General features: G+C 42.3%; 10 protein-coding genes. 6 read left to right on the forward strand and 4 right to left on the reverse strand.

Annotation, left to right across the window (positions count from 1 at the left end):
* Nucleotides 1-300: 300 nt before the first annotated feature.
* Together panP and GDK41_RS02620 are read left to right on the forward strand one after the other, a co-directional pair.
* On the forward strand, nucleotides 301-1,929 hold the full coding sequence (panP, locus tag GDK41_RS02615; RefSeq protein WP_152084954.1) for a pyridoxal-dependent aspartate 1-decarboxylase PanP: 1,629 nt from the start codon (nucleotides 301-303) through the stop codon (nucleotides 1,927-1,929).
* Between the two features lie 129 nt (nucleotides 1,930-2,058).
* A complete protein-coding gene (locus GDK41_RS02620; protein ID WP_152084955.1) occupies nucleotides 2,059-3,099 on the forward strand; it encodes a sensor domain-containing diguanylate cyclase in 1,041 nt (346 codons plus the stop codon).
* Nucleotides 3,100-3,216: 117 nt separating this feature from the next.
* Here GDK41_RS02620 and GDK41_RS02625 read toward each other — a convergent pair whose 3' ends face one another.
* Nucleotides 3,217-4,017, reverse strand: coding sequence for an alpha/beta hydrolase (locus GDK41_RS02625; protein WP_232056511.1), 801 nt, complete (start codon nucleotides 4,015-4,017; stop codon nucleotides 3,217-3,219).
* A 244-nt stretch (nucleotides 4,018-4,261) separates the two neighbouring features.
* Between GDK41_RS02625 and GDK41_RS02630 the strand changes: the two genes are divergently transcribed.
* Nucleotides 4,262-5,137, forward strand: a complete 876-nt coding sequence (locus GDK41_RS02630) for a discoidin domain-containing protein (RefSeq protein ID WP_152084956.1) — start codon at nucleotides 4,262-4,264, stop codon at nucleotides 5,135-5,137.
* Between the two features lie 144 nt (nucleotides 5,138-5,281).
* On the opposite strand, the gene GDK41_RS02635 is transcribed toward GDK41_RS02630, so the two are convergent.
* Both GDK41_RS02635 and GDK41_RS02640 read right to left on the reverse strand, forming a co-directional pair.
* Complete coding sequence (locus GDK41_RS02635; RefSeq protein WP_152084957.1) at nucleotides 5,282-5,833, reverse strand: hypothetical protein; 552 nt, start codon at nucleotides 5,831-5,833, stop codon at nucleotides 5,282-5,284.
* A gap of 516 nt (nucleotides 5,834-6,349) precedes the next feature.
* On the reverse strand, nucleotides 6,350-7,141 hold the full coding sequence (locus tag GDK41_RS02640) for an isocitrate lyase/PEP mutase family protein (RefSeq protein WP_152084958.1): 792 nt from the start codon (nucleotides 7,139-7,141) through the stop codon (nucleotides 6,350-6,352).
* A 250-nt stretch (nucleotides 7,142-7,391) separates the two neighbouring features.
* Between GDK41_RS02640 and GDK41_RS02645 the strand changes: the two genes are divergently transcribed.
* On the forward strand, nucleotides 7,392-8,423 hold the full coding sequence (locus tag GDK41_RS02645) for a LamG domain-containing protein (RefSeq protein WP_152084959.1): 1,032 nt from the start codon (nucleotides 7,392-7,394) through the stop codon (nucleotides 8,421-8,423).
* Nucleotides 8,424-8,535: 112 nt separating this feature from the next.
* Here GDK41_RS02645 and gorA read toward each other — a convergent pair whose 3' ends face one another.
* Nucleotides 8,536-9,894 carry a glutathione-disulfide reductase gene (gene gorA / locus GDK41_RS02650; protein ID WP_152084960.1) on the reverse strand — a complete coding sequence of 453 codons (1,359 nt, stop codon included), beginning with the start codon at nucleotides 9,892-9,894 and terminating at the stop codon, nucleotides 8,536-8,538.
* A gap of 143 nt (nucleotides 9,895-10,037) precedes the next feature.
* Here gorA and prlC point away from each other — a divergent pair, with 143 nt between their 5' ends.
* Entirely contained in the window at nucleotides 10,038-12,083 is a 2,046-nt protein-coding gene (prlC, locus tag GDK41_RS02655) for an oligopeptidase A (RefSeq protein WP_152084961.1), read from the forward strand.
* A 124-nt stretch (nucleotides 12,084-12,207) separates the two neighbouring features.
* Nucleotides 12,208-13,356 (forward strand): response regulator, encoded by a 1,149-nt coding sequence (locus tag GDK41_RS02660; protein ID WP_152084962.1) that lies wholly within the window; start codon nucleotides 12,208-12,210, stop codon nucleotides 13,354-13,356.
* Nucleotides 13,357-13,394 lie beyond the last annotated feature (38 nt).

Genomic DNA, 13,394 nt, shown 5'->3' on the forward strand with positions numbered 1-13,394 from the left:
CATTTTAATAGACCTTTATTGGCTTTGTGAAAACAAAGTTATTGCAGATTTCCAGTATGTCATAGTGACGGAAAGCGAAAAATAAATCTGTTGGTTAAACTTTTATGGGCTGCTGCACCCTCAAAATTTAAGATAACTGTCTTGGGTTAAACATTAAAATGTCACAACTAACTTGGCCATATCGTGATTTTTCGGCTAACAATAGGAGACATTGCGGCTTACTTGCAGTAAAGTTAGCCATTTAAAAATAACATGTTTATGGGTGGCAAGGTGACTGCCCATAATTAACTGGGTAATGTAATGGGTCCAAAGCGTTGTGCTGTCGCTTCTGAAGAAAGTTTGATGCGTATTTTTACGGTGCCAGAAGCGCCTGACTCAACTCTAAGTAAAATAGAGTTAGAGATCTCAAGTAACTTAGCAGGTTTTTTAAACGAAAACATTGCAGCGATAGAAAAGCCCTTACACGAGATTGAGAAGGACTTTCAGTCTGCGGTGATCCCAGAAGAACCAATGTTTGTGTCTGATTATGCACAAGATATTATGGAGCAATTGGTTGCACACTCAGTGCATACGGCTGCCCCGAGCTTTATTGGTCACATGACATCAGCACTACCCCATTTTGTGTTGCCACTGTCTAAGTTGATGGTTGGTTTAAATCAAAATCTTGTAAAAATAGAAACATCAAAAGCATTCACGCCTCTAGAGCGTCAAGTACTCGGTATGATGCACCATCTCGCATATGGCGCCTCTGATAAGTTTTATGATAAGTGGATGCACAGTGCCAGTACCTCTTTGGGCGCATTTTGCTCAGGAGGAACGGTTGCCAATATTACTGCGCTGTGGATTGCACGTAATCGTTTATTAAAAGCCGACGGTGAGTTTAAAGGGATCGCTGCGCAAGGCATGGTGGCTGCTATGCTGCATTACGGTTACAAAGGGTTAGCGGTGTTAGTATCTGAACGTGGTCACTACTCACTTGGTAAAGCGGCAGATGTGCTTGGCCTTGGGCGAGATAACTTTATTGCCATTGAAACCGACGCGAATAATAAAGTGAATGTGCAAAAAATGCGTGAAAAAGCACAGCAACTTGAAGCACAAGGTATCAAGGTGATGGCCTTAGTGGGGGTTGCTGGAACAACCGAAACAGGCAATATCGATCCGTTGCAGCAAATGGCAGATTTGAGCGAAGAGTTGGGCTGTCACTTTCATGTTGATGCCGCATGGGGCGGTGCCACTTTGTTGTCGGGTAGTAACCGTTATTTACTCGATGGTATTGAACGTGCAGACTCAATCACCATTGATGCGCACAAGCAAATGTATGTGCCAATGGGGGCGGGCTTGGTACTGTTTAAAGACCCTGCAGCTTCGGATGCCATTGAACATCATGCTGAATACATTTTACGTAAAGGCTCTAAAGATTTAGGTAGCCATACGCTTGAAGGTAGTCGTCCTGGCATGGCGATGTTGGTGCACGCATGCTTGCGTGTCATAGGCCGTAAAGGCTACGAAATGCTTATTGATAAAGGCATTGAAAAAGCCAAGTATTTTGCCAGTTTAATTGAACAAGACCCAGATTTTGAGCTGATTTCGCAGCCTGAGCTTTGCTTGCTAACGTACCGTTACGTACCGCAAGAAATACGTAAAGCCATCGAAAATGCCAATGAGCAAGAGCGTATTGATATTTATGCGGCCTTGAATCGCTTTACCGCCAGTATGCAAAAACGCCAGCGTGAAGCGGGTATTTCATTTGTATCACGTACGCGTTTAACACCGGTGCAGTATGATAATCAACCAACCGTGGTATTTCGAGTTGTACTAGCCAACCCATTGACCTCGCATGATATATTGCAAGGTATTTTAGATGAGCAAAAAGCACTGGCAAAAACAGATCCTGTATTTAAAAAGTATCTGTCTAAATACATGAAGTAATAATAAATACACTATTTTTAAAATATTTGTATATATATTATTACTTGTTTGTTCCTTAATTTCGATATCATTATTATAATAAGACCATTTAACAAGCATTCGTGTTTTATCTCAAAATAGTGGTTTACTATGTTTATTGACCTCAGTGCAGTAACTCAGCGCTTAAGAAGAATGAGTTCTGAAGAGTTAGATGTATCTGGCAGTTACCAAAATTTTTTGCTGGATCTGATCTTGGAAGGCAAACAAACCTTAGGGGTTGAGCACGTCTCTGTGTGGCTATTTGATGATATTAGCGCGCCTAAAAAGCTTATCAATGTGGCCAGTACAAACTGGCAGCAAGACCTCAGTGAAGATGAATACCCTGAGCTGCTTTGTGAACACTTTCCCAGCTATTTCAAAGCAATTACTACCGGCATCTCCATTGATGCCAATGATGCCACTATCGACCCCCGCACTTGTGAATTTAAAGAAAGTTATCTCGATGTGTATAACATTACCACGATGTTAGATACGGTGATTTTCAAAAATGGCATTCCTCACGGCGTGGTATGTTTTGAGGGAACAGGTGAAACGCGTTGTTGGCAAGGCGCAGAAATCGCTTATGCTGAAATGATGGCTGACTGTTGTAGCCGTCGTTTACTTGTTAATGACTTATGGTGCCTACAACAGCAGTTGACGGAATTGGCTTTTCAAGACGCGTTAACAGGCCTTAAAAACCGCCGTTACTTGATGGACTATGCCCATAGAGAGATCAGTCGACATATTCGTTCTGGCCAGCAGCTGAGTGTGGTTATGCTAGATATTGATCATTTTAAGTTGATTAATGACAGCTACGGTCATGAAGTGGGTGATGTGGTTTTAAAAGCATTTGCGCAGCGATGCCAGCAAGCATTGCGCACTGAGGATTGTTTATGTCGTTTGGGTGGTGAAGAGTTTATAGCGCTTTTACCTAATACGCCCACTGAAGGGGCAATGGAAGTCGCCGAGCGGTTACGTCGAGATGTTGAAATGCATATTATTGAAAGTGGCACGCATTACATTCAAGTGACGGTAAGCTGTGGCGTAGGCGAAGTTAGTTTAGCTAAGCCTTTTAGTCAGTCTCTAAAAGAAGCCGATCGCGCAGTATATAGCGCAAAAGCAAAAGGTAGAAACTGCGTGGTGATGTATTAACCATGTTGTGGCAGTTGCTGCCTTTATGAATTAAGCTCAAGTAAGTACATGATTGTTTTGGTTAATAGTGATAACTTAGCTGAGGTTCACCCTTCAGCTAAGCGTATGACGAGTATTTTAGAGTTTGTTATCTTGCTGATACTGGTGCAGCGCTCTTAGCGCATGATATAAACCCACAGCCATAGTAAAGTCGTGGTCTTCATCATTGAAAGTATCTAACTGCACAACTAAATCGGTAGAGCGGTTTCTTAAAATTGTTTGCGATAGATCATCGTATACTTGGCGCATCTCGCCGCCTTCGCTGCCAATATTCATATACAAAAAGCTCCCCACCTTTTTATCAGAAAGTACATATTGTTTGGTCGCTTGAGCAGTTTCTCTTGCCCCCCACCAAACTGCAGGGCTAAATGCCATGTGAGCTTGAAAAAGACTAGGACGCGCATGAAAGCTGTGCATCACCAATAAGCCCGCAATAGAGTGGCCTGCAATCACATTGTGTGGCTTAGTTCGGTAGTTTTTATTGATATTAGGCATTAGCTCAGACTGTATAAAATCGAGCAGCTTATCAGCCCCGCCTCCAGCGCCAACTGGTCCTCTAGGGTCTTTGTTGACGGTAGGCGCAAAGTCGTTGAGCCTGTCATGGCTTTCGATACCCACGATAATATGCTCGTTAGCGCCGTTTGAGCTATGTAGCCTTTGCAGCATGCCAAACACTGACTCGTCATTGAGCTTGGCATCTAACAGGTATAAAACTGGGTAATGCTTTGACTTATCTTGTTTGTAAGAAGCGGGCAGGGCGATTGTTACTTGTGGTGATGCGCTCATAAATTGTGAACTTGGCAAGTCTACTTTTGAGAAGTTTGCACCATGGCTAGCAAAGGCAATTAATGCAAACAGCATTACAAACAGCGTTTTCAAAATGGGTATTCCTTTTTGTTATTTTACAGTTAAAGTGAGAAAAGGTAGCTTTTTCAAGGTAATACTAATAGTGTTTTTAACGCATACTGATCGCATTAGCAATTGTATTTATTATAAATTTTGCAAATCTAGCTTTTGCTAATTTCGTCCGCTTGTGTTGCAATAATCGAGAATCTATTTTGGAAACAAGTATATAGTTTCATTTTATAAGAAATAATTTCGAAGCTTCATAAAGGAATTTAAAGTGAACAAAATCGTTAAACTTACAACTCTATTTTCAAGTGTTTTTTTGGCTGCAAATGCATTTTCTGCGGATGAAATCTGGTCGATAACGTCTGATTCGCAACTTAACGGTGAAGTTATAGGTAACTCAGAAGTGTTTGATGTTCGTATTCATCAGGGGCGTTTCATTCTCAGTAATCAAGCTGCACCATCCAATGCTACTATGAGCGGCAATATTTTGTCTGGCACCGTTGACGGCGTAGCATACTCAACTCCTATCATCACCTTCACCCAGTTCACAAGCGATGCTACATATGCCTATAGAGGTCAGTATATTGGTGACGGTATTTACCAGGGTACCTGGTTTAACAATAATGGCGGCTCTGGTGACTTTTCGTTGAATATGGGGCAGCCGCCTATCTCAGAAGGTCCAGGTACGATAGCTGTTGGTGTAAATATCAGCAGCGCTGTTGCTAGTTCAATATATGACTCAGGCCATCCTGCCAGTGCAGCCTTTGATGGAAAAACTGGTACAAATGAGGTTTCTTGGTACTCTAAACATACTGAAGCCAACCCTTGGTTACGCTTTAGCACTGAACAGCCTACAGTTTTAAAAAGTTATCGAATGTCACGCGCATATTGTAAAACAGCAGCTTATACTCCCGGCACCTGGACTTTGTCTGGCAGTAACGATGGTACTAACTGGCAGGTGATTGATATAGTGGATACCGATCAATTGGAAAACTTCAACACGGTGGCATGTGGTCAAATGGCTATAGACTACATCATTGATGTTAACAAGAGAGGTAGCTACATTGATTATAAATTTGATTTTGTCACATCAAGTGCCAGCTCAGTAGCTGGTGTCGGTATCGGTGAAATAGAGTTATTTAAATAACAAGCGCTTTTACTCTTCTGTATTCAGTTCTCACTCTGTTTGAGTTTGAACTGAATATTCAGGATGTCAGCTGAGTGTTTATAGTTGCACATTTAGTGATGCACATGATGTTTTGTCAGTTTTATGGGATTGGAGCACTTTTCATTATTGACTTTTACTTAACCAACCACTGATAAATTGTGTGGTGTCTGCAATTGACGTTACGTCTTTAACAACTAAATCAGCGTTTTGTCGTACTTGATTGACCACAGATATATAAATTTCTCTGTAATGGCTGTCGTATTGAGCAAGGTACTTATTAATAGACGTTGCGGCGTTGGCGTGGTTATGGGCGATATGCCTTTTAATCACCCGAGATAAGCATACCTCTGCGGGTGTATCTAGTAAAATCACAGTATCGATGAGCGTACGTGTTGCTGCTCGCTCTTTACCAAATGGCTCTTCAATAAACACAAACGGGCGGCTACTGCTCGTAACTAAATGGTGTAGCGCATTAACAAAACCAGGTGAGCGAATCAAAGATACGTTGGCACCTTCACGTAACCACTGCGCCATATCACTTGGGTAAGTACACTCGTTTGAATAATCATCAAACAATAAATATGGGCAATCAAATAGGTGAGCTAATAGTTTTACTTGAGTCGTTTTACCCGAACCCGACATCCCACTGATTGCGATCACTTTGGTGTTATTCACGCGTTACTTCTTTTTCGCTTTCACGGCATTGGCTTTTAAGTAAAGTACCCATGGCTTATGTGTGCTAGCTCTAATTAATCATTTATTTTTAGAAACTTACAATAGGTTTGTTAGTTTTACAATGCTGTGCGTGCCTAATTATCAAACAAAGGAGCAAAAGCGCCAGAAACGATGATGCAGGTTAAGGTTACTTTAAGTGTGGTAGGTCGGCATAAGCGAAGCGCCATCCGACGCTTTAACCGTTTTACGTAGTGGAGCATATTTGTATGTAAGACGCGACTATGTCGGAATGTAATTGCTTTCAATGGTGTTTATAAATGTCGGATGGCGTGGCTTCGCCACTTATCCAACCTACCTGCTCAAGATTAACTTAGTGTGGTAGGTCGGCATAAGCGAAGCGCCATCCGACGCTTTAACCGTTTTACACAAAGGACGAAATAGCGCCACAAGTAGCCTTTTTCCTCGTGATATTTTTAACGCATGATTATGCCTGAATGTCATTGCTCGTTATGGTATTTATAAATGCCCGATGGCGTGGTTTCGCCAATTATCAAACAACGGAGTAAAAGCACCAGAAGCAGTGATGGCGCTTAAGGCTGCTTTAAGCGAGCTCAGCATCGCTTGGTGAACAAAGTTACCCATACTGATACGCTTTACGCCAAGATTTTTTAACGTATTAAAGTCAACCAGCTCAGGTACACACATAACATTAATTGGCAGCGCTGTTACGCTGGTGATTGCTTGTATATCGGTTGCTAAATGCAGACAAGGAAAAAACAACCCATCGGCCCCAGCTTCATGATAAAGCGCCGCCCTTTGTAAACTAGCTTCAAGTGGTGTCTCAACACCAAGCAAATAAGTATCGCTGCGCACATTAATAAACATATCCACGTGCGCTTGTGTTAGCTGCGCCTTAATTGCGCTGAGCTTATGTGCAAATTTTTCTGCATCAACCAGCGTTCGTTGGCCGTTTTCTACGATGCTGTCTTCAATATTAATACCCACTACACCCAGCTTAGCCAACATAATGATGTTATTAGCAATGTCCTCGGGCAGCTCAGCATAACCCGCCTCAATATCAACGCTCAGTGGTAAACTTGAGTGTTTAGCAATGGCGGCTACTATGTTAAGTAGCTCAGTAAAGTACACCTCTTCACCATCTTGTTTACCCAACACGTTTGCAATTGCCGCACTGGATGTGCCAATCGCTGCAAACCCCAACTCTTGCGCAATCTGCACACTGGGCACATCCCACACATTACAAAGCAGCAACGGTTGTACTTGGGTATGTAACTCTTTAAAAGTCATTGTATTTCCTATTATTTATCAAAACCTGTTTGTTGAGGTGAATAATAGAGGCTGGCAACCACGGTTACACGCCGCTTTTGGAACTGAACGTGGCGGAAGAAAGTACTCGCCAAAAAAGAGAGTCAAACTTGGTTTGAATAAAGTTATTTATTTGTAAATTATTTGGTTTGGTAAGTGCGCTTTTAATGGTTTAATAGTGAAGCTTTATATTTGATAAGGCACATATTTAAATTATGTATAAGGAGATTTTATGTATAAGTTTTTTATTACTTTTTTCGCTATTTTATGTACTTTTAAATTAGTGGCCGCAGAAATAGCCAACTACCCTATGAATGGAAACCTAGTCGATATTGGTCCAAATAGTTTTAACGGTAAGGTTGTGTATGGTTCGGTATCATCTGCAAGGGATCGACATGGTAAAATTGGAGGAGCTTTAAGCTTTGGTGGTGATGTTGTTGAAATTGCACAACTAAGAAATTATGACTTTGGTAGCGAATTAACGATTTCATTCTGGATGAACCGCAGAAGCAGCCAAAATTATATGGGGATTATTAACAACGGATATACTACAGAAAGCTTTGATATTCGAATGGGTCGGGAAAACAATGGTACTTTTATTTTTGCTCAATCGAACTGGACGAATGGAAGAACATCAGTGGGCAGCCGTAACGTTATCCAAATCGGTCGATGGCATCATGTTGCTATAGTGCTCAATAATGGCAGCTCAAAAATGTTCATTGACGGAAATTTGATTCAAGAGCAGGTAACTAACTCAGGCTCATTAGCAATTATCAATCGTCCTGTGATTATTGGTGCTAACGCAAATGGCAGAAACCATGAGAACTTTGTAGGCTATCTCGACGATATTATTTTGTTTGACGAAGCATTAAGTGATGAAGCGGTTTTATCCATTGCCAATGATTCATACTCATCAGCTTATAATATTCAACTTGCACCAACATCTCCAAGCCCTTCAGTGCCGTTAATTGGTGGCAGTATTAATTATGACTTAGCGTTTAATAACGACAGCACGAATACGACTTCGGATTTTAATATTTGGGCAGTAATTACACTCGAAGATGGTCAAGATATTGTAGTTCAGCCAAGCACTCCTATTAGTGTTGCTCCAGGAAGTACTTACCTGCTTAGCGCTCAGCCAATTACGATAGACGGATGGTTACCAGCAGGTCAACATACTTTTAGATGGTATGTATCTGACCCTTCAAAAACTGGCGGGAATATTCTATCTGCGAAGTTTACATTTGTTAAACTCGCCAATTGATAGTGAGGCATAAGCAAAGCGCCATCCGACGCTTTAACCGTTTTACATAAAAAACGCGAGATTATAGAGTAACCTCGCGTTATAGGTTTAATTGTTTTTAATAATCAATAGTTTATTTCATAGTAACAAACTCTTCTGAGCCAGTCGGGTGTATGGCGACTACTGAGTCAAAGTCTGCTTTGGTGGCGCCCATTTTCATGGCAACGCCAAAGCCTTGGATCATTTCATCGACGGCAAAGCCAATGCCGTGTAGGCCCACTACTTTTTCGTCTGGTCCTGCGCACACTAGCTTCATTTTGCATGGCTGACGGTGCTGGGTAACGGCGGTGTACATGGCGGCAAATGTGGAGGTGTATACTTTAATATTGTCTTCGCCATATTGTTCAATCGCTTGTGGCTCGGTTAAGCCAATGGTGCCGATTGGTGGATGGCTAAACACCACGGTAGGTACTAGGTTGTAGTCCATTTTTGCATCTGGCAGCTCTGGGTTAAATAAGCGCTCTGCCAACATGCGGCCTGCTTTTACTGCAACAGGAGTTAGCTCAATGCCGCCTTCCATAATATCGCCAAGGGCATAAATGCCTTTTACTGAGGTATTTTGGTACTCATCCACTTTAATAAAGCCACGTTCATTGGTTTGTACATCGGTGGCTTCTAAGTTGATGAGATCGGTCACAGGCTCACGGCCAATGGCCCAAATTACTTGGTCTACGCTATGCGATTGGCCATTTTCTAAGTGTAGCGTTACCGAGCCATCGGCTTCTTTGGTTAGCTCTTTTGGCACTGCGTGGGTGTGTAGTGTTGGGCCTTCTTTTTCCATTACTTCTACTAGGGTTTCAACCACCATAGGGTCAAAGCTGCGCAGTGGGGCATGTTTGCGCACAAACAGATGGGTCTCTGTACCAAGGCTATTTAATACACCAGCCAGCTCTACGGCAATGTAACCTGCGCCAATAACGGCAACACGGCGAGGTTGTTCATTCAGTGCAAAAAAGTCATTGGAGTCTATGCCGTACTCAGCACCTGGAATGTTAGGAATGCTCGGGCGACCACCAACGGCAATACTGATATGGTCCGCGGTGTAGTGCTCACCGTTCACTTCCACGGTGTGGTTATCTACAAATTTGGCAAAGCCGTTGATCACGGTTACGCCATTTTTAGCCAGATATCCGTCATAGCCTTTGTGAATACGGCCAATGTAGGCTTCGCGGCTTTCAACCAGTTTTGCCCAGTCAAAGTTTTTTAGCTCAACATCAAAACCATAATCAGGGGCGTAGAGCTTAATGGCTTCTGCCACTTGAGCGCCGTGCCACATGACCTTTTTAGGCACACAGCCTACATTTACACAGGTACCACCCATGTGCTTTGCTTCAATTAAAGCGACTTTAGCACCGCGCATTGCCGCACGGTTTGCTGATGCAATGCCACCACTACCGCCGCCAATGGCAATATAATCAAAATGTTGAGCCATAACTTCCTCTTAAATTCTTGAAAAATACACTACGCTTTGGAATGTAGACCTCGATACGTAGGAAAAAATAACAGTCTAACTTGTAATTGCGGCGTTTGCCCCAATTTCAACTCAATATGCCTAAATAACGATAGAGAAAAATTATGAGTAACCCATTGATTGGGCTAGAAGGCCTACCACCATTTTCTAAAATTCAGCCAGATCATATAGTTCCGGCACTTAAAAAAGCCATCGCTCATTGTCGCGACACTATCGATGAAGTTTTAAAAAACGACGCCTTTACTTGGCAAAACTTGGTACTTCCACTAGAAGAAGCCGACGATAAGTTATCACGTATGTGGTCACCGGTTTCTCATATGCATTCGGTTGTAAATAGCGACGCACTGCGTAAAGCCTATGATGAGTGTTTGCCTTTGATCTCTGAGTATTCAACGTTTGCTGGGCAACATCAGGGTTTATACGAGGCTTATAAATCGCTCAAAGAGTCTGATGCATTTGCACAGTTGAGTATGGCACAACAAACAACCATTGATAACGCGTTAAGAGACTTTACCTTATCAGGTATTGCTTTAAGTGAAGAAAAGCAAAAGCGTTTTGGTGAAATAAGTGCTCGTTTATCAGAGCTAGCCGCTAAGTTTGGCAACAATGTAATGGATGCCACGCAAGCTTGGCAAAAACACATTACCGACGAGTCGCAGCTGTCTGGGTTACCTGAGTCAGCCTTAGCACTTGCTAAACACACCGCAGAGGCAAAAGGCCTTGAAGGGTGGGTGTTTACGCTAGATTTTCCATCATACCTACCAGTAATGACCTATGCCGATAATCGTGAACTGCGCGAAGAAGCTTACCGTGCGTTTGTTACTCGCGCGTCAGATCAAGGTCCAAATGCCAACGAGTTTGATAACTCAAGCATCATGAATGAAGAGTTGGCGCTACGTCATGAGGCTGCTCAGTTACTAGGTTTTGACAGTTATGCACATAAATCTCTGGCAACCAAAATGGCCGAGTCGCCAGCGCAAGTGTTTACATTTTTAAATGACCTTGCTGAAAAGTCTAAACCTCAAGCGCAAGCTGAAGTCGACGAATTGGTAAAGTTTGCTAGCAATGAACATGGTATCGATAAACTCGAAGCCTGGGATTATGGCTACTATGGTGAAAAGCTAAAACAAGCCAAGTATGCAATTTCTGACGAGCAGCTACGCCCTTACTTCCCGGCTGATACTGTTCTTAACGGTTTATTTACCACAGTTCAGCGTTTATTTGGTATTAAGGTAACTGAGATCAAAGAGTTTGACTCATACCACCCTGATGTACGCTTTTTTGCAATTCATGATAAAAATGATGAACTGCGTGGCCACTTTTACCTAGACTTGTACGCGCGTGAGCACAAACGTGGCGGCGCTTGGATGGATGACTGCATGGGTCGTAAAGAGCGTGCTAACGGCCAGCTGCAAACGCCTGTGGCGTATTTGGTATGCAACTTTAACAAAGCCGTAGGCGATAAACCTGCATTGTTTACCCACAACGAAGTGACAACTCTATTCCACGAGTTTGGTCATGGTATTCACCATATGTTGACACAAGTAGATGCTGCACCTGTTGCGGGCATTAATGGCGTTGCATGGGACGCGGTTGAGTTACCAAGTCAGTTTTTAGAGAACTGGTGCTACGAAGAAGAGGCCTTGAACTTTATTTCCGGGCATTATGAAACAGGCGAGCCGTTGCCTAAAGAGTTATTAGATAAATTGCTAGCAGCAAAAAACTATCAGTCTGCCATGCAAATGTTGCGTCAAATTGAGTTTAGTCTGTTTGATTTTCATATTCATGCTGACTATCAAGGCGATGACAAAGACTATATTCAGGCCAAGCTTAATGCCGTACGTGAAAAAACAGCGGTAATTAAAGCACCTGAATTTAACCGTTTTCAACATAGCTTTAGCCATATTTTTGCTGGTGGCTACAGTGCGGGTTATTACTCATATAAATGGGCTGAAGTGCTCTCTGCTGATGCATATTCAAAGTTTGAGGAAGATGGCATCTTTAATGAGCAAACTGGCCGCGAATTTATGGAGCATATTCTTGAAAAAGGTGGCTCTGAGGCTCCTATGGTATTGTTTACGCGCTTTAGAGGCCGAGAGCCCAAAGTTGATGCATTACTACGTCACAGTGGTATTAATAGCGCCGCTTAACAAGCTCTGCGCTACATAAAAACGATAAAGGCACCAAATTTGGTGTCTTTATTGTTTTTGGCGTTCGCAAATTTGTTTTCTAGGTCTATGCTTTTTAAAGAATAGAGCGGATCAGGGTAGCCTTATGAGCAAATTGGTGTTGGCCATTGACGACGATAAGTTAGCGCATTGCATTATTGAAGAAGCGTTGTCTTCTTCGTGTCGATTACTCCACGCAAAAAGTGGTGAAGAAGGAATACGTTTAGCGCAAAAATACCAACCAGATATCATTTTGCTTGATGTAGAAATGCCCGGTATGAATGGCTTTGAGGTGTGCGAGCAAATGAAAACCATGGAGCAGCTTGCTGACACGCCTGTAATGTTTTTGTCATCAAAAGGTAGTTTGTCTGAGCGCATGAAAGGTTATAACTCAGGTGCTGCCGATTACATTGTTAAGCCTTTTGAAAGCTTAGAGCTGTTAGCGCGTATTGAGGTGCTTGATACTTATCGAAAGCAGTCTTTGCAGCTTAAACAAGATATGGAGCGTGCTCAAGTTACCGCTGAAATTGCCATGACTGATTCGGGTGATATGGGGCGTATCATGCGCTATGTCGGTCAGTCATATCATGCACATGACTTGACCTCGCTGAGTGACTACTTTTTTGAATTTTTTGTGCCGCTTAAATTAAATGTGGCGGTGGTGTTTTGGTATCACGATAGTGAAGTGTTTTTTTCGCACAACGGTACTATTCAGCCAATTGAGCAAGAGTTATTAGAGAAACACCGCGATGGTAATCGGTTTGTTGATTTTGGGCAACGTACCATTATTAATTATCCTAAAGTGTCGCTATTAGTTAAAAATATGCCAATTGACGACTCAGCACTGTATGGCAGATACAAAGACTTATTACCCCATATTTTAGAAGCAACAAATGCGAAGCTTAAAGACATGGAAATAAGTGAAGAAGCGATCAGCAAAGTAGAGCAAATAGGGTTTTCATTTGAAGAGTTAAGTGAGCAGTTACACAGCGTAGACGAGCAACATGCACGCAAAGTAGCTGAATTTACCGAGTTAACTTATCAAATGAGAAACACCTTACCCAATGAGCAAGCCGTTCAGCTTGAAAAGCTTCATGAGCACTTCGACTTTTTAAATGAAGAGTTAAACATCATTAAGTCAAAGCTTAATGAGATCACCCGAGTGCGTTACCAGCTTAGTGAAAGCCTGAGCAAGATAGCTAAACCTTGGGGGGAAGACGAAGTGGCAGCACAAACTGACATTGAGCTTTTTTAAAGCATATTTATTTTACACTGCAAAACTTTATCTGATTG

Source organism: Pseudoalteromonas sp. A25 (genome assembly GCF_009176705.1).
Taxonomy (GTDB): domain Bacteria; phylum Pseudomonadota; class Gammaproteobacteria; order Enterobacterales; family Alteromonadaceae; genus Pseudoalteromonas.